This is a genomic window from Janthinobacterium sp. GMG2, from assembly GCF_033949445.1.
Lineage (GTDB): Bacteria > Pseudomonadota > Gammaproteobacteria > Burkholderiales > Burkholderiaceae_D > Janthinobacterium > Janthinobacterium aestuarii.
In genome coordinates this window covers 251,741-267,978 of the sequence record NZ_JAXAWA010000004.1, presented here as the reverse complement: position 1 = coordinate 267,978, position 16,238 = coordinate 251,741, and the positions used below count along the sequence as shown (strand labels likewise).

Sequence of the window (16,238 nt, the reverse complement as noted above, 5' to 3'; positions counted from 1 at the left end):
CCCGCTGCTTCCTGGAAATTTCATGTCTCTCGCCTCTGCCGGCAACGGCTTCAGCATCCTGCGTCACCGCAACTTCGCCTTTTATCTTTCCGCCCGCGTGCTGGGCACGGTGGCCGTGCAGATGCAAAGCGTGGCCATCGGCTGGCAGGTGTACCAGATCACGGGCAGCCTGTTCGACCTGGGCTTGATCGGCCTGGCGCAATTCGCCCCCTTCCTCGTATTGATTTTGCCGGCAGGCCATGTGGCCGACCGCTACAACCGCCGCAACATCATCGCCTGGTGCCTGGCGGCGCAGCTCGCTTGCGCGCTGGCCCTGCTGGCGTTCACCCTGAGCGGACTTTCCATCGTGTGGCCCGTGTTTGCCGTGCTGGTGCTGTTCGGCAGCGCGCGCGCCTTCATGATGCCGGCCACGCAAGCCGTGCTGGTGAACATGGTGCCCACGCAACACTTCAGCCGCGCCGTCGCGCTCAGCTCGTCGAGCTCGCACGTGGCCATCATCCTGGGCCCCACCCTGGGCGGCTTGCTGTATTACTTCGGCCCCAAGGTCGTGTATTTGATCTCGTCCGCGCTGCTGGTCGTGTCCGTCCTGCTGATGCGCGCCACCACGCCGGCGCCGCAGGTGGTCAAGCGCGAACCCGTCAGCTGGCATACCCTGCTTGAAGGCTTGCGTTTCGTCTGGTCGAAACCCATCGTGCTAGGCGCCATTTCACTCGACCTATTCGCCGTGCTGTTCGGCGGTGCCACGGCCCTGCTGCCGGCGCTCGCGCACGACGTGCTGCATATCGGCCCCAGCGGACTGGGCCTGCTGCGCACGGCGCCCGGCGCCGGCGCGGCCCTGTGCTCGATCGCGCTGGCCATCTTCCCTATCACGCGCAGGGTGGGCCCATGGATGTTCGGCGGCGTGGCCGTCTTCGGCCTGGGCACGCTGGTGCTGGGCAGCACCAGCTATTTCCCGCTGGCGCTGGCGGCGCTGTTCCTGATGGGCGCCGGCGACATGGTCAGCGTCTACATCCGCCACCTGCTGGTGCAATTCGAGACGCCCGACGAAATCCGCGGCCGGGTCAGCGCCGTGAACGCCGTCTTCATCGGCGCCTCGAACGAGCTGGGCGAATTCGAGTCGGGCCTCACGGCCGGCTGGTTCGGCCTCGTGCGCGCCGTGCTCTTCGGCGGTGCCTCCACCCTGGCCGTGACGGGCATCTGGGCCGTGCTGTTCCCCGTGCTATCGCGCATGGACCGCTTCCCCCACCACGAGAAGGAAGCGGCCGCCAGGACGGCCACCACGGCGGCAACTTAAGCGCTAAGATGCGCTATCCCAACAGATGCATCCTGGCACCATGAAAATCACGCTTCCGTTCCGCAGCTTCATCCGCAGCCGCCCCCACCTGAGCCTGGCCACGGCCATCGGCGTGGCGGCCGGCCTGCTGCTGCCCGCATCGTGGCAACAGATGACGCGGTTGCTGACGGCGTGGAACGTGGCCGTCTGGTTCTACCTGGCGACGATGGCCTGGATGATGATGCGCGCCAACCACCACCGCGTGAAAATGATGGCGGCGCGCCAGGACGAGCGGGCGGCAACAGTCTTGTCGGCCCTGTCCGTCGCATCCGTGATGAGCCTGGTGGCCATCGTCTCGCAGCTGTCTTCAATGAAAGACCTGGCGCCGGACGAGCGCGCACTGCACTACGGCTTGACGATCCTCACCCTGGTCGGCTCCTGGTTCCTCGTCGGCACCCTGTTCTGCTTCCACTACGCCCACCTGTATTACCAAGCCGATCCCGCACTGCGCCCCCTGAAGTTTCCCGACGACGAGCAAAACCCCGATTACTGGGATTTTCTGTATTTCGCCTTCACCATCGCCGTGGCCGTGCAGACGTCGGACGTTTCCGTGCAGACGCGCATGATGCGGCAAATCGTGCTGGGGCAATCCGTGCTGAGCTTTTTCTTCAACCTGGTCGTGCTGGGGCTGTCGATCAATATCGCCGCCGGTCTGATCAATGGTTGAAATAATTTCGTAGTGGAAACTTGACCTGGCTGAAGGGTTAAGCTCATCTTAATCGTGCGCACCCTCTTGAAATACTGGAAAGAGGAGTAAGATAAGTTCCATGCACAGAGGTCATGTGCATGGGGCAGCAACCAGGCCGCAGCTCGCCTGAGATGGGTTTTTTTTGAATTGACAGGAGTAAGCATATGCAAATCAATATTCATACCGACAGCACCATCGCCAACACCGCTGGACTGAACGAACATGTGCAATCCGTACTTGAAAGCGCACTGAACCGCTTCCGCGACAACCTGACCCGCATCGAAGTCCACATCAGCGACACGAATGGCCCGAAAGGCGGCGCCGACGATATTCGCTGCGTCATGGAAGCACGCGTTGCTGGCTACCAACCGATCGCCGTGACCGAACAGAACGCCACCGTGCATCAATCCGTTGCCGGCGCCACCGACAAACTGAAACGCGCCATCGATAGCGCCCTGGGCCGCCTGCAAGACAGCAAGCGCCACGCCACCGGCAAGAATGCCGTGATCGATACGGCCGAAGCGGAAGAAACCGCCGAGTAATTCCCCACCTGCAGGATTTCCAGAGACTGAGGCAGCCGTTCAAGGCTGCCTTTGCACATCTGGACCCGCCTTCCTGCGCGACAATATCCATAGCAGAACAGCAAGCATTCCGGCGTATTAACACCGCAATGAAATAATTGTCGTATTTCTCACAGTAAGTGACATCAAGCAAGCCTTTGGCGTTACAGCCAAGGCCGCTTTACGCTATCATGAAGCTACCGGCCCTCTGCTCGCGCGCGCCGGCTTTTTGAAAGTGTGATTGTGGAACAGATCGGCAACTTCGGCGCTTCAGGCTGCAACATCGGCGATTTACAGCTATTTCGCGATGGGGCGGATAGCCAGACGGCCGCCATGCTGGCGCCCTGCCCCGTCATGCGCCTCGAAGCGGGCGAAGCCATTGCCGACACACAGGGTACTTGCCTGTACATCGTCCTGCGCGGTTCGCTGGCCGTGGCCGCCGACATCCACACGGGCATGGATGACGGCACCGTCAGCAAGGTCTTGCCCGGCGAAAGCGTGGGCGAACAATCAGTGCTCGATGAAGCGAGCAACCTGGCCGCCATTTCCGCCCTGGAAGAAACCGACTTGCTGGTGATCGACGCGGCTGTCGTCTGGGAATTGATCGAGCAATCGAACGGCCTGGCGCGCAACCTGCTGCGGCTGCTGTCTTTCCGCATCCGCGCCGCCAACGCCCTGCTGCGCCGCCGGCAGAAACTGGGCGAGTTCTACCGCCAGCTGTCGATGGTCGACAGCCTGACGGGCCTGTACAACCGCGCCTGGCTCACGGATTTACTGCCGAACATGATCGTCACGGCCCACGCCAGCGGCTCGCCGCTGTCGCTGGTGATGATAGACCTCGACCATTTCAAGCGCTTCAACGACACGCACGGCCACCAGGCGGGCGACCAGGCGCTGCGCATCGCCGCGCAAGTGCTGGGCGCGGCCCTGCGGCCCACGGATTTTGCCGTGCGCTACGGTGGCGAGGAAATGATGGTGATTTTGCCCGATACCAATGAACACGTGGCCCTGCGGGTCGCCGAACGCTTGTGCGAACGCATGCAGCAAGCCGTCATCTTCGCCGACATGCGCAGCGCGCTGCCGCACATCACGGGCTCGTTCGGCGTGTCCAGCCTAGCGGCCGAACAGGATGACCATGCGCTGATCGCGACGGCCGACGCGGCGCTCTACCGCGCGAAGGCAGGCGGACGCAACCGGGTAATGCTATAGATCAGGCGGCCTTGCTGTCGGCCGGCTTGGTCGCATCCGGCTTGGCAGCGTCATCCTTCTTGCTGCTGTGCGCGGCGATGAAATCCGCATAGCCCTTCTGCACCAGTTCATACGTCTTGTCGATATTGCCGGCGATATCACCACCTAGCACTTTCAAGCCTTCCAGGATATCGCGCGCTTCCTTGAAGCCTTTTTCCATGCCGCCGCTGATGGTATCCATGAACTTGGTCAAGGCCGCATCGTCATCCAGGTCGGGATTCTGTTTCTTGAAGGCGTCAAAAAACCCGGTCGACAGCGATACAATGCGGCTCGCCGTCGCTTCGGCGCTATTGTCCTGCGACGCCGCGTTCTGGATCGCATCGTCGCCGTATTGGCCCTTCAGCGCTTCATTGATGTTGGTGATGGCCGTCTTGTACAGCAGCGCCAGCGGCTCGTTCTCGGAACCGATCGACACGTTCAGCGACGCCTGCATGATGGAGGCGTTCAATTGCAGCTTCGTGCGGTCGTTGACGCTCATTTCAGCGTTGATGCCGTCCTTTTGCTGGACTTTATCGTCCTTGCCGGCAACACCCGTACTGACGGATGTCACGGAAGGGTTGGAATTGCCGCCTGCGGCGATGGGAATTGACACGATAGACCTCCTTGAACGGGCAATGTATGCCACCATGCGGGAAACGCGATGATGACCATCCTCTCGTGTAGTATCGGCAGGTTTTCAGAAAACTGTAGCAGCGGCGCGTTTACGGCCCGGATAACCAATCAAGTAACCAAGTAATGACCATCAATGACTAACCAGACCTTTCTTTGGCACGACTACGAAACCTTTGGCGCCCAGCCGCGCCGCGACCGCCCGGCCCAGTTCGCCGCCATCCGCACGGATGCCGAACTCAACGAGATCGGCGAGCCGATCATGCTGTATTGCCAGCCTGCCAATGATTTCCTGCCCGATCCGCAATCGTGCCTGATCACGGGCATCACGCCGCAGCAGTGTCTGCAGCTGGGCGTGCCCGAACACCAGTTCGCCGCCACCATCGAAGCGGCCTTTTCGGAGCCGGGCACCATCGGCGTGGGCTACAACACCATCCGTTTCGACGATGAAGTCACGCGTTTCCTGTTCTGGCGCAACCTGATCGATCCGTATGCGCGCGAATGGAAAAACCATTGCGGCCGCTGGGACATCCTCGACGTCGTGCGCATGACGCATGCGCTGCGCCCGGAAGGTATTCAATGGCCGAAGCGCGACGATGGCCAGACCAGTTTCAAGCTGGAACACTTGAGCAAGGCCAACGGCCTGGCCCACGAAGCGGCGCACGATGCGCTGTCGGACGTGCGCGCCACCATCGCCCTGGCGCGCCTGATCAAGCAGAAACAGCCGAAACTGTTCGAATTCTGCCTGGCGCTGCACAAGAAGGACCGGGTCGCCAGCGAAATGGGCATGCACCTGGCCGCCGGCGAGCGCCAGCCTTTCCTGCACGTGTCGGGCATGTTCCCTGCCGAACGGGGCTGTGTGGGCGTCGTCTGGCCGCTGGCCACGCATCCGAGCAACAAGAACGAGATCCTCGTCTGGGATTGCGCCTACGATCCGCGCGAACTGTTCAGCCTGGACGCCGACACCATCCGCACGCGGCTGTTCACGCGCAAGGAAGCCATGCCCGAAGGCATGACGCGCCTGCCCGTGAAAAGCGTGCATCTGAATAAGTCGCCCATGCTGGTCGGCAACCTGAAAACGTTGTCGCCGGCCATGGCCGCGCAATGGGGCATCGACGTGGACGCCGCGAAGGTCAACGCGCAATTCGCCGCCACGGCGCCGAACATGGACGCGATCTGGGCCGAAGTGTTCCAGCGCCCGGGCGCGAATGTCGCGCTGGACGTGGATGAGGATCTGTATAACGGTTTTGTCAGCAACGACGACCGCCGCCTGCTCGAATCCTTGCGCCGCGAAACGCCGGCCAAGCTGGCCACGGCCCGCCCCTCGTTTGCCGACGAACGCCTGCAGGAATTGCTGTTCCGCTACCGCGCCCGCAATTTCCCGCAAACCCTGAGCGAAGCGGAAAGCCTGCGCTGGGAACAGCACCGCGCCGCCCGCCTGTTCGACGGCGACAGCGGCGCCCGCACCATCGAAATGCTGTTTACGGAAATCGACGTGCTGTCGGAATCGGTCGATGAGCGGGGAGAAGAGATTTTAGGCGAGCTGTACGACTACGCGGAGATGGTGGCGCCCATGCGCGACTGAAAGAGTGCGCGAGCCGGGTAGGTCGGATTAGCGGGCAGAAGGCCCGCGTAATCCGACAACATTGTTGACGTTACCGGTGTTGTCGGGTTACGGCCGCTGGCCTAACCCGACCTACATTTTTTATGGATGGCGCTTAAACCGAACGGTGCGCATTGATCGCATCGCGCGTTTCAATGGCCACGCGGCGCGCCGCGTCGGCGAAGTCTTCGCCAGCCTGCGGCGTGGCGTAGATGATGGCGCGCGACGAGCTGATCATCATGCCCATGCCGTTCGCCGTCTGGCCCGCGCCGACGGTGGCGGCGATGTCGCCGCCCTGGGCGCCGATGCCGGGCACCAGCAGCGGCATGTCGCCGACGATGGCGCGCACTTGCGCCAGTTCTTCAGGGAAGGTGGCGCCAACGACGAGCGCGCACTGGCCGTTCTTGTTCCATTTGTCGGCCACCAGGCGCGCCACGCGCTGGTACAGCGGTTCGCCGTCCGTATTCAGGAATTGCAGGTCCGAGCCGCCCGGGTTCGAAGTGCGGCACAGGATGATCACGCCGCGGTCTTTCCACGCCAGGTAGGGGTCGAGCGAATCTTCGCCCATGTAGGGATTCACGGTGACGGCGTCGGCGCCGTAGCGCTCGAACGCTTCGCGCGCGTATTGCGTGGCCGTCGCGCCGATGTCGCCCCGTTTCGCGTCGAGGATCAGCGGGATGTGCGGGTAGTTCTCGCGCACGTAGCGGCAGATGTCTTCCAGCTGCTTTTCCGCGCCCAGCGCGGCAAAATACGCGATCTGCGGCTTGAAGGCGCAGGCCAGGTCGGCCGTGGCGTCGATGATGCGCGTGCAAAAGGTGGTGATTCCATCAGGCAAGTCGCGCAGTTCGGCCGGCAGTTTCGCCAGGTCCGGGTCCAGGCCTACGCACAGCAGGGAATTATTGGCCGTCCACGCGGCGGATAATTTATTGATGAAATTCACGGCACACCTTCTCTATATTCAGTTGCAAACCCCGTATTGTAACGCGGCATGGACCCGGGAAGGCAGGCAGGGGCGGCGGCCAGCGCTTATTAAACCGACATTGCGGGCCGTTTCAGGTATATTTGCCTCACCTCCTTTACTCTGCACGGAACCCATCATGCAAATCACCAATCAATTCACAAAATGGCTGCGCCTGGCGCTGAGCGTCACCGTCCTGGCCGGCATCCTGACGGGCTGCGGCTACAACGACTTCCAGAGCAAGGACGAAGCAACCAAGGCCGCCTGGGGCGAAGTGGTCAACCAGTACCAGCGCCGCGCCGACCTGATTCCCAACCTGGTCAACACTGTCAAGGGCTATGCCACGCACGAACGCGAAACCCTGGAAGCGGTGACCAAGGCGCGCGCCGCCGCCACCAGCTTCCAGATCACGCCCGAAGTGCTGAACGACCCGGCCGCGTTCGAAAAATTCCAGCAAGTACAAGGGCAGCTGTCGTCGGCCCTGTCGCGCCTGATGGTCGTGTCCGAAAAATACCCTGACCTGAAGGCCGATACGAGCTTCCGCGATTTGCAGTCGCAGCTGGAAGGCACGGAAAACCGCATCACCGTGGCGCGCCAGCGCTACATCGTTGCAGTGCAGGATTACAACGTGCATGCGCGCAGCTTCCCGAACAACCTGACGGCCATGGTCTTCGGCTACAAGGTCAAGCCATCGTTCACGGTGGAAAACGAAAAAGCCATCTCGACCGCACCGACCGTCAACTTTGGCAAATAAGATGAAAGCCTGGTCTTATCTGGCGGCGCTGGCGACGGCGCTGCTGCTGTGGACGATGCCGCCAGCCGGCGCGCAGGGCTTGCAGCCTGTGCCGCCGCTGGCGGCGCGCGTGACGGACAACGCCGGCATGCTGGACACCAAGCAGAAAGCGGCGCTGGAAGGCGTGCTGGCCGATTACGAAGCCAAGACGGGCAGCCAGATCGCCGTGCTGCTGGTCAAGAGCACGGAACCGGAAGCCATCGAGCAGTACAGCATCCGCGTGACGGATGCCTGGAAGCTGGGCCGCAAGGGCGTCGATGACGGCGTTCTGCTGATGGTGGCGAAGGACAATCCATCGTCGCTGCGCCGCCTGCGCATCGAGGCGGGCCGCGGCGTGCAGGGCGTGCTGACGGATGCGCAATCGAAACGCATCCTGCAAGACGTGATCGCCCCCCATTTCAAGCAAAACGATTATTACGGCGGCCTGGTGGCCGGCGTGGGATCGATTGCCACCCTGCTGAACCAGGAGCAATTCCCCGCACCGGCCCAGCAGAAGGCGCCGGCCACGGTGGACGCGGGCGGCATGACCTTCTGGCTGCCGCTGCTGTTCTTCGGCTTTCTCGTCGTGCTGACCCTGTTCCGTTCGCGCGGCGGGCCTAACCGCCTGCAGCGCGGCAGCAACTGGTCCAGCGGCGCCACCGGCGTCGTGCTGGGCAGCATCCTCAGCCAGGCCCTGAACAACCGGGGCGGCGGTGGCGGCTTCGGCGGCGGAGGTGGTTTTGGCGGTGGCGGTGGCGGCGGTGGTTTCGGTGGCGGCGGCGGCGGATTTGACGGCGGCGGCGCCTCGGGAGATTGGTAATGACGAAACAACTGACATTCGGACAGCGCTGCGGACGCGCCTTGAAACATTTGCGGGGCACGCCGGCAACGGCGCGCCAGGCGTTTCCGGAACGCACCCTGAAAGCCATCGAGACGGCGATTGCCGACGGTGAAACGATGCACCGGGCCGAAGTGCGCCTGATCGTCGAAGCGGCCCTGACGCCAGGCATGGCCTACCAGGGCGTGAGCAACCGCGAGCGGGCGCGCGAACTGTTCGCCCAGTATGGTGTGTGGGATACGGAAGACAACGTTGGCGTGCTCATCTACATCAACCTGGCCGAGCACCAGGTCGATATCGTTGCCGACCGCAACGTGGGCCGCCGCGTCACGCCGGAACAGTGGCAAGCCGTATGCCGCACGATGACCAAGGGTTTCAAGGATGGCAATTACCACGACAGCACGCTCGATGCCTTGCAGCAGTTGAATACTTTGCTGCAAAGCCACTTCCCCGCTGACGGTACGCGCGGCAACCAGTTGCCGAACGAACCCATTCTCCTCTGATTCCTGCCCAGGGATTAAAATCTGCCCATTGCCGCGCAAGCCCGTGGCCTGGGCAGCGCCCCTATTATTCGCCGAGGAGCACACATGAAACTGATCAATAAAACCGCCATCGTCACGGGCGCCACGCAAGGCATCGGCCTGGCTTGCGCCACCCGCCTGATCGCCGAAGGGGCGCAAGTGATGCTGGTCGACATCAAGGAAGAAGGCGCGCAAGCGGCCGCGGCCCTCGGCCCGCAGGCGCACTTCTTTTGCGCCGACGTCAGCCAGAAGGCGGACGTCGATGCCATGCTGAAGGAAACGCTGGCCCAGTTCGGCCACATCGATATCCTCGTCAACAATGCGGGCGTCACGCACGCGGCCGATTTCCTCGACGTGTGCGAAGACGATTTCGACCGGGTCATGCGCATCAACCTGAAATCGATGTTCCTGTGCGGCCAGGCCGTGGCGCGCGAGATGGTCAAGCGCAACAGCGGCTGCATCATCAATATGTCCAGCGTGAATGCGGAACTGGCGATCCCGAACCAGGTGCCATACGTGGTGTCGAAAGGCGCCATCAACCAGCTGACCAAGGTCATGGCCTTGAACCTGGCACCGCACGGCGTGCGCGTGAACGGCATCGGGCCAGGCACCATCCTGACGGAACTGGCCAAGCAGGCGGTGCTGTCGAGCCCGGAGGCGCGCCACACGATATTGTCGCGCACGCCGCTGGGCCGCTGCGGCGAACCGGAAGAAGTGGCGGGCATCGCAGCCTTCCTGGCCAGCGACGACGCCACCTACATGACGGGCCAGACCATCTATGTCGATGGCGGGCGCATGGCGCTCAACTACACGGTAGCCGTGAAAGAATGAGGGCAAGACGAGGCAGTTATATCAAAAAACGATAATGGTTATCTGAAAAGACCATTAGACACATATCGTGCGACGCAGCATAATGCACCTGTCTCCACTATTCTCCTCCAAGAAAATAGTTTTAAGCCCGCTTTCACCAGCGGGCTTTTTTTTTCGCTATCAGTGCTGAAACACGGCCATTCTTGCCATGACGCACAATCTTCCCGGTCATTCTGCCTGCCGCAAAAAAAATGTTGCGACGTGTCATCAGGCCGTCATTTTCGCCCCCTATACTTGCTTCATCTGCTGTACAGGCAACCGATATGCCTGACTACAGACAGGTGTGCCGCGATGGCACACCACTCCACTTTCATGACCATGGCGGGCGCCGGCAAGACGCGCGACATGGTGAGCACCGAGCAACTCTCAACTCTTGACCCATTTCATTTGGGTTTTTGGCCCGCGCCCCCGCGGGCCTTTTTTTGCCCGCACGGCAAGCTATTGCGCAAAAACACGGCAGCCCGCCACGCACATGATATTGTGACTGCCTTTCCAACCGTCCTCACGCATCATGCCCGCACCATTGCCCGAACTCTGTTTTTCCGACCGCTATGAACGTCTGCGCTACCGCACCGCGCTGCTGCTGTATGCCCTGGTGATCCTGATCGGCGACATCCCCGGCGTGCGTGCGGACGTGGGCCAATATGCGTCGGGCGGCGTGCTGCATTCCGTCGGCTATGGCGTGCTGGCCCTGATCCTGTTCAGCGGCACGGCAGGCGGCATGGCGCGCCGGGCGCTGCTGTCGGTGCTGATGGTGGCGGCCATGGGCGCGCTGGACGAATTCATCCAGAGTTTCCTGCCTTACCGCCGTGGCGCCGTCAGCGACTGGGTGGTCGATATCACGGCCGCCGTGGCCGTGGTGCTGCCGCTCTACTTTTGCTGGCCCGGCATGGCCGCCGCCGCGCTGAAGAAACAGCAGGGCTGATCATGGCGCGGCGTCATCGCCGGCACCGAGCGCCAGCGGCAACTGGCCCTGGCCCGTTGCCGCCCGGCCGGCGATGCGGCGCAGCACCGTGCGCATCTCGCGCCGGCTGGCCGCTCCCGCCGCACGCGCCGCATCGCGCTGCATCTCCATCAACTGTTCCGACCGTGACAGCCTCGTCAAGGCATGCAGGGCCTGGGTCAGCGCATAGCGGGCGCGCGCACCGTTCGCTGCGCCCGGGGCGCCGTACACGGCAATCACCAACTCATTGATCAGCTTGACGCTATGGAAATCGGCAGACATTTATTCTCCTGAAATAAGCAACGGGGAACAAGGGAATGCGCGAACGCCGTGCCCGCCCTGCGCAAGAATGTCTTTTATACCAAGCTCGACAATTGAAGCACTTGATGTACCTCAATGTGAAATAACAAGTACCGAACATCTCAGTCCTCCTGCGCTCTTACTAGCAGCAGTTGCGGCCATGCCTGGCATGCGCCATTGACGCTGACCTCCGCCACACCCTGGAAACAGGGTTAACACTTTGTCAGACCAAGAGGAGAACAAGATGAGAGTAAAAAAAACCATGGCGCTGGCTGGCCTGCTGTGTACGCTGGCCGCCTGCAGTTCGGATCCGAATCGCACCAGCATGAGCAGCACGAACGGCCGCAGCGGTGAAAGCTACAGCAATACGGCCGGGACGGGCAGTGCTGGCAGCACGTCGGCCGGCACCGGCACCAACAGCACCATGAGCGACACCGGCACGGGCAGCAGCGGCACCGCAGGCACCGGCAGCGCCGACGCGCGCACCTCCACGGCCAACAATGCCATGAACATGGACGGCAGCCAATCGGGTGTGAGCATCGCCTCCGCCACGGTGCAATCGATCGAGCCGGTACCGCGCGGCATGGATCAGGGCAGCAGCGACATGCAATCGGGCAGTTCCGGCACGGCAGGCACCACCTCGGGCAACATGCAATACCGGGTCACCCTGCGCCTGGACGACGGCAGCACGCGGGCCATCATGCAAAACTCCCAGCCCGGCTACCAGATCGGCGATAGGGTCAAGGTGGTCAACGGCTTGCTGCAGCGCTATTAGCGATACCGGGGATCAGCACAGGGATCAGCGCGGCATGCACTGATTACGCCTGACCACTGGCGTTCGGGGTACTGAACGCCAGTGGCCTGCCGCGCCGCCAATGCCCGGGCAACAAACAAGAGGCAAGGCAGGATTCCATCTGCCTTGCCTCTTGCCTCTTGCCTCTTGCCTCTTGTCTCTTGCCTCTTGTCTCTTGCCTCTTGTCGGTTGCCCCTGGTGACTGTTGTGCCTATTGCTAGTCCCTCCTCCTCATCGTCTCCCTCATGTCCATCGTGCTCATCGTGTCTACCTCGCGCCGGGAGCGCCATTCCCGTGCTCCCGGCGCAAACGCCTACTCCACCATGCCTATCTTGCGCTGGCTTGCCGCCAGCCCGGCGATCAGTTCCGCCGCTTTTTTCCCGGCCAGGAAGGCGTGGTCGGAATTGTAGTATTCCCACTCACTGTAGCGTCCGGCCAGCACGATGTCCTGCGTGGACAGCCATGCTTTCACCAGCGCCACGTTGGCGGCCCGCGCATGGTCGTACACCACATAGGCGTAGGGCATGTCCACCTGATTGGCGGCCAGCAGGCGGTCATCGTCGCGCAGCAAGCCCACCGCAATGCAATCGGCCACGCAGCGGTCGATCAGGGCCTGTCCATCGAGCGGCAACGGTTTCCAGGGCGAATAACTGATCTCGCACGTGAGGCCGAAACCGCCCGGCGCATTGCAGTGGGGGCTGGCATTCCCTTGCAGGAAGATACGATGGAATATCGTCTCTTCCGGATAGTAAATCCAGTGTTTCTCGCTGATGTTTTCGCGTGCCACGCCCAAGTTGACGCAGCGCACGGAAATATGCCGCAAGGCGCGCGCCGCCGCCTGTACCTGCGGCGGCGCCTGCTCGCCGATCAGGCGCACCAGCTGCGGCAAGGGCATGGTACTGAGCAAGTGCTGGTAACGGAAGCGGCGGCCGTCGCCCAGCACGACCACATGCTGGCGCGGCAAGACCTGCACCACATCGGCATTGAGTTCCAGCTTGCCTTGCAGGTGCGGCAGGAAACCCGACATCAAGGCCTGGAAACCGCCGCGCAAGGGATAGCCGAAGCGCGCATTCGGGCCCATCGGCCTGGCCACCGGTTCCAGCGCCCCCTCGATGATTTCTTCCAGATTCGGCAAGGGAACACGCCCGCCCAGCCACGACGTTTCCATCTCGGCCAGGGGCACGGTCCACAATTTCTTGTTGTAGGGAATGGCGAAATGGCGGGCGATGCCACTGCCCCATACCTGATGGATGAATTGCTCGAAATTGGGCGCGCTCTGGGCTTGGGCTTGGGCTGGTGCCGCCACGGCATCGTGCACCTGCTCCAGCCCCGTGCCGCCGTCGGCGCAGCAGTCTTCCACGGCGCAGGCCGCTGCCGCTGCATTGCCGGGGGCCGCCGGCGCCTTGCCGTAGCGCGCCTCGATGGCGCCGACGATGCATTCCTTGATGACGGCCGGAGGCAAGCCGTACAACGCTCCCTGGAATGGATAGCGCGTGTAGACCTGCTTGCTGTAGACCCAGGCTTCGCGGTTTTGCCAGTGCAGGTTGGCGCCCAGCAAGGTGCGGTACATCTCGAGCACATAGTCGTCGTTGGAAAACATGATATGGCCCGCGTGATCGAAGGTAAAACCCCGGTCCTGGATGGAGCGGCACCAGCCGCCCACGGCGGCATTTTTATCCAGCAGCAAGGTATCGGCGCCCAGGTGATAGGCGGCGCTCAGTCCCGTCGGGCCGGCGCCGATGATGGCGCAGGCCACGGCTTGCGGCGCACCGGGGGGATGCAGCAGGTTGACATCGGCGCAGGCGCCAGGTGTGGCGGCCTGCGCCGTGCTGGCGGTGGGCACCTGCTGGCGTGCGCCCTGCCCCGGCGGTGTCGTGTCGAGCAAGGTGCGCATCTGCTCCACCGTGGCATCCCAGGAGGTGGCCTCGGCGATGGCGCGCATGCTGGCGGCCATCGCCGCGCGCTGTTCCGGCGTCGCGGCCAGCGCCGCCTCGCAGGCGGCAACAAAGGCTTCCGGCGTATCGGCAATGGCCACGATGTCGCCATACGGCACGGCCACATCGGTGATCGACGTGCTGACGATGGGCAGCTGTGCCGCCATGTATTCGAGCACCTTGGTCGGACTGATGAAGCGGGTCGCTTCATTTCTGGCGAAGGGCAGCAGACACACGTCCCAGCCGGCCAGGAAATGCGGCAGCGCCTGGTAAGGCTGCTGGCCCAGGTAATGGATATTCTGCCGCTGCGGCAGGCTGGCCGGGTCGATCTTGAGGATGGGACCGACCAGCACGATTTGCCAGTCGGGATGGGCGTCGGCCAGCGCCGCCACCAGGGCCGGCTCGAAACGCTCGTCGATCACGCCATAATAGCCGAGCCTGGGCCGGCCGATCTCCGCTTGCGCGGGATGGCCATTGTGGCGGTCCAGCGCCTGTTCGAAGTGCACGGTATCGACGCTGCTGGCGAAGCAATGGACGTTGGCGTGGCGCGTGCGCTTCGCCTCGAACAGGCTGGGGCCGCCCGCGAACACGAGGTCGGCGCGCGCCAGCAAGGCCGTTTCGCGCTGCAGCAGTTGCCGAGGCGCATTCTTGAATGCAGCCAGTTCATCCATGCAGTCATACACGACCAGATCCGCGTGCAGGGCCGGCAGCAGCGGCAGCGCCATCGGCGTATAGAACCACACGATGGGATCGTCGGCAGGCGTGATCTGGCTCAGCAGGGGCTGCAGCACGGCCAGCTGGTCGTCGTGAAAGCCGGGCGCCTGCACGGCCGTACGGGGCTGGCACACGGTCACGTTCGGTGCCGGCGTGGACAGTTCCAGCGTGCCGGGCCCATCGTGCCAGACGGGTTCCTCGACGAAGACCACGCGGTAGAACTGCGCCAGCCGTGACAGCAGCTGCTGCGGACGCTGATACACGAAATTCCAGCGCAAATGGGAAAAAACGATGATGGTTCGCATGCCAGTTCCTTTCTGCCCCGCCAGGGCAAACGTTGAACAAAGTTGTCCGGTCAGGCGCTGTGCCTGCCGTAGTGCCGCCGCGTAAGGGGGCACGAGGATGCGCCGCAGCCGCTCTCCCCCCTCGCCTTCCAGGCCGACATCCCACAGGCCGCTGTGGTGCCAGTGGCTGGCATCATCCCAGTCGGGCCGGTCGATAATGGGATAGATGCAGATGCCGCGCAGTGCGGCGCCATGCTGGACGGCCAGCGCCGCCTCGGCGGCCACCTCGCGTATCCACGCACCGCGCCCGCTGCCCACGTGGCTCGTTTCCGCCAGCAGCAGCGGCCGCTGATAGCGGGCCTGCACTTCCAGCAGCAGCTGGTGCAAGGGCATGCGGCGCGGTTCGCCCAGATGCCACCACAGGCGCAAATTGCTGCCGCTTTCCCACTGGTTGCTGTGGTAATAGTTCAGGCCGATCAAGTCCAGGTAGCGCGGCGCGCCGCCCAGTTCCGGCGCTTGCCGGCCGCACAGCATGTCCCACGCTTCGAACTGCGAGGCGCGCCAGGCCGCCGCCTGTGCAACCCAGTCCGTGCGTCCGGGCGGCGCGGTCACGTGGATCAGGGGATCGCATTGCAGGAAGCGCGCCTGCGGGCTGACGGCGCGGATGGCGTCGCAGCCGGCCACGGTGGCGCGCACCAGCTGCCGCTTGCCTTCGTGGCCCGCATCGGGCCGGTACATATTCAGGCATTGGAACATGTGCACCGACAAGCCCCAGCTGGTAAACGAGATTTCATTAATGGGCGAATACACGGGCGCGCGCCCCGCATATGGCGCGAGGAACTGCGCCGCCGCCCGGCAATAGCGGGCAAAGCGCGGCACGAAGTCGGGTGAAAACAGGTCGAGCTCGGGCGGCCAGCCGTAGTGGCAGAAAGTCCAGTTGATTTGCAGTCCCAGCTCCTGCGCCACGGCGGCGCGCTCCTCGATGCCGGAAAAATCGAACTGGCCATCGCGCTCGGCCAGGCGCCAGCCTATGCTTTCGCGCACGCTGCGGATGCCGAACTGGCGCAGCAGCAAATAGTCTTCGCGCACCCGGCCCAGGTGGCCCGTGGCACGGTTCATGTCCAGCGCCTGGCCGCCATGGGTAACGTGGTCGGCGCCCTCGTAGCCCGCCTGCCAGTAAGTCGGGAACGGCGCTGCCGCGCCATCGGTATCGGCCATGCCTGCTCCTCTTGATGTGATGAACCAGATGAAACTTGCCGGGCCCGGCTCG

General features: G+C 63.2%; 15 protein-coding genes. 11 read left to right on the top strand and 4 right to left on the bottom strand.

From position 1 onward, the window contains the following. The first annotated feature begins 22 nt into the window (after window positions 1-22). From SKZ59_RS16925 to SKZ59_RS16910, 4 genes are all read left to right on the top strand, one after another. Window positions 23-1,294: an MFS transporter gene (locus SKZ59_RS16925; protein ID WP_319992409.1), complete on the top strand. Its 1,272-nt coding sequence runs from the start codon at window positions 23-25 to the stop codon at window positions 1,292-1,294. A 40-nt stretch (window positions 1,295-1,334) separates the two neighbouring features. Continuing rightward, window positions 1,335-2,000, top strand: coding sequence for a DUF1345 domain-containing protein (locus SKZ59_RS16920; protein WP_034760363.1), 666 nt, complete (start codon window positions 1,335-1,337; stop codon window positions 1,998-2,000). A 185-nt stretch (window positions 2,001-2,185) separates the two neighbouring features. Continuing rightward, on the top strand, window positions 2,186-2,563 hold the full coding sequence (locus SKZ59_RS16915) for an HPF/RaiA family ribosome-associated protein (RefSeq protein WP_034781728.1): 378 nt from the start codon (window positions 2,186-2,188) through the stop codon (window positions 2,561-2,563). A gap of 261 nt (window positions 2,564-2,824) precedes the next feature. Further along, complete coding sequence (locus SKZ59_RS16910; RefSeq protein WP_034760367.1) at window positions 2,825-3,790, top strand: GGDEF domain-containing protein; 966 nt, start codon at window positions 2,825-2,827, stop codon at window positions 3,788-3,790. Window position 3,791: 1 nt separating this feature from the next. Here the strand turns inward: SKZ59_RS16910 and SKZ59_RS16905 are convergent, their stop codons facing one another. Then, window positions 3,792-4,421 (bottom strand): DUF5610 domain-containing protein, encoded by a 630-nt coding sequence (locus SKZ59_RS16905; protein WP_254798468.1) that lies wholly within the window; start codon window positions 4,419-4,421, stop codon window positions 3,792-3,794. A 153-nt stretch (window positions 4,422-4,574) separates the two neighbouring features. On the opposite strand from SKZ59_RS16905, the gene sbcB reads away from it, so the two are divergent. Further along, window positions 4,575-6,023 carry an exodeoxyribonuclease I gene (sbcB, locus tag SKZ59_RS16900; protein WP_319992408.1) on the top strand — a complete coding sequence of 483 codons (1,449 nt, stop codon included), beginning with the start codon at window positions 4,575-4,577 and terminating at the stop codon, window positions 6,021-6,023. A gap of 133 nt (window positions 6,024-6,156) precedes the next feature. On the opposite strand, the gene pyrF is transcribed toward sbcB, so the two are convergent. Next, the gene (gene pyrF / locus SKZ59_RS16895; protein WP_319992407.1) at window positions 6,157-6,981 is read right to left on the bottom strand and encodes an orotidine-5'-phosphate decarboxylase; all 825 of its coding nucleotides are present in this window, start codon (window positions 6,979-6,981) and stop codon (window positions 6,157-6,159) included. Window positions 6,982-7,138: 157 nt separating this feature from the next. On the opposite strand from pyrF, the gene SKZ59_RS16890 reads away from it, so the two are divergent. The 5 genes from SKZ59_RS16890 (at window position 7,139) to SKZ59_RS16870 (ending at window position 10,925) form a co-directional block, all read left to right on the top strand. Then, the gene (locus tag SKZ59_RS16890) at window positions 7,139-7,753 is read left to right on the top strand and encodes a LemA family protein (protein ID WP_034759964.1); all 615 of its coding nucleotides are present in this window, start codon (window positions 7,139-7,141) and stop codon (window positions 7,751-7,753) included. Window position 7,754: 1 nt separating this feature from the next. Further along, window positions 7,755-8,591, top strand: coding sequence for a TPM domain-containing protein (locus SKZ59_RS16885; RefSeq protein WP_070303282.1), 837 nt, complete (start codon window positions 7,755-7,757; stop codon window positions 8,589-8,591). Beyond that, entirely contained in the window at window positions 8,591-9,112 is a 522-nt protein-coding gene (locus tag SKZ59_RS16880; protein ID WP_070303283.1) for a TPM domain-containing protein, read from the top strand. The genes SKZ59_RS16885 and SKZ59_RS16880 overlap by 1 nt, the downstream gene beginning before the upstream one ends. An 84-nt stretch (window positions 9,113-9,196) precedes the next feature. Then, complete coding sequence (locus tag SKZ59_RS16875; protein ID WP_319992406.1) at window positions 9,197-9,961, top strand: SDR family oxidoreductase; 765 nt, start codon at window positions 9,197-9,199, stop codon at window positions 9,959-9,961. Window positions 9,962-10,511: 550 nt separating this feature from the next. Next, on the top strand, window positions 10,512-10,925 hold the full coding sequence (locus SKZ59_RS16870) for a VanZ family protein (RefSeq protein ID WP_072454347.1): 414 nt from the start codon (window positions 10,512-10,514) through the stop codon (window positions 10,923-10,925). On the opposite strand, the gene SKZ59_RS16865 is transcribed toward SKZ59_RS16870, so the two are convergent. Further along, window positions 10,926-11,225, bottom strand: coding sequence for a hypothetical protein (locus SKZ59_RS16865; RefSeq protein ID WP_034759974.1), 300 nt, complete (start codon window positions 11,223-11,225; stop codon window positions 10,926-10,928). It abuts the gene before it with no gap. 262 nt (window positions 11,226-11,487) lie between these two features. On the opposite strand from SKZ59_RS16865, the gene SKZ59_RS16860 reads away from it, so the two are divergent. Continuing rightward, entirely contained in the window at window positions 11,488-12,018 is a 531-nt protein-coding gene (locus SKZ59_RS16860; RefSeq protein ID WP_319992405.1) for a hypothetical protein, read from the top strand. A 331-nt stretch (window positions 12,019-12,349) separates the two neighbouring features. Here the strand turns inward: SKZ59_RS16860 and SKZ59_RS16855 are convergent, their stop codons facing one another. Next, the gene (locus SKZ59_RS16855) at window positions 12,350-16,186 is read right to left on the bottom strand and encodes an NAD(P)-binding protein (protein WP_319992404.1); all 3,837 of its coding nucleotides are present in this window, start codon (window positions 16,184-16,186) and stop codon (window positions 12,350-12,352) included. Window positions 16,187-16,238 lie beyond the last annotated feature (52 nt).

Excerpts from the sequence above, each read along its gene's own strand:
- SKZ59_RS16925 (WP_319992409.1), top strand. The coding sequence starts at position 23 with ATGTCTCTCGCCTCTGCCGGCAACGGCTTCAGCATCCTGCGTCACCGC.
- SKZ59_RS16920 (WP_034760363.1), top strand. The coding sequence starts at position 1,335 with ATGAAAATCACGCTTCCGTTCCGCAGCTTCATCCGCAGCCGCCCCCAC.
- SKZ59_RS16915 (WP_034781728.1), top strand. The coding sequence starts at position 2,186 with ATGCAAATCAATATTCATACCGACAGCACCATCGCCAACACCGCTGGA.
- sbcB (WP_319992408.1), top strand. The coding sequence starts at position 4,575 with ATGACTAACCAGACCTTTCTTTGGCACGACTACGAAACCTTTGGCGCC.
- SKZ59_RS16890 (WP_034759964.1), top strand. The coding sequence starts at position 7,139 with ATGCAAATCACCAATCAATTCACAAAATGGCTGCGCCTGGCGCTGAGC.
- SKZ59_RS16885 (WP_070303282.1), top strand. The coding sequence starts at position 7,755 with ATGAAAGCCTGGTCTTATCTGGCGGCGCTGGCGACGGCGCTGCTGCTG.
- SKZ59_RS16880 (WP_070303283.1), top strand. The coding sequence starts at position 8,591 with ATGACGAAACAACTGACATTCGGACAGCGCTGCGGACGCGCCTTGAAA.
- SKZ59_RS16875 (WP_319992406.1), top strand. The coding sequence starts at position 9,197 with ATGAAACTGATCAATAAAACCGCCATCGTCACGGGCGCCACGCAAGGC.
- SKZ59_RS16870 (WP_072454347.1), top strand. The coding sequence starts at position 10,512 with ATGCCCGCACCATTGCCCGAACTCTGTTTTTCCGACCGCTATGAACGT.
- SKZ59_RS16865 (WP_034759974.1), bottom strand. The coding sequence starts at position 11,225 with ATGTCTGCCGATTTCCATAGCGTCAAGCTGATCAATGAGTTGGTGATT.
- SKZ59_RS16860 (WP_319992405.1), top strand. The coding sequence starts at position 11,488 with ATGAGAGTAAAAAAAACCATGGCGCTGGCTGGCCTGCTGTGTACGCTG.
- SKZ59_RS16855 (WP_319992404.1), bottom strand. The coding sequence starts at position 16,186 with ATGGCCGATACCGATGGCGCGGCAGCGCCGTTCCCGACTTACTGGCAG.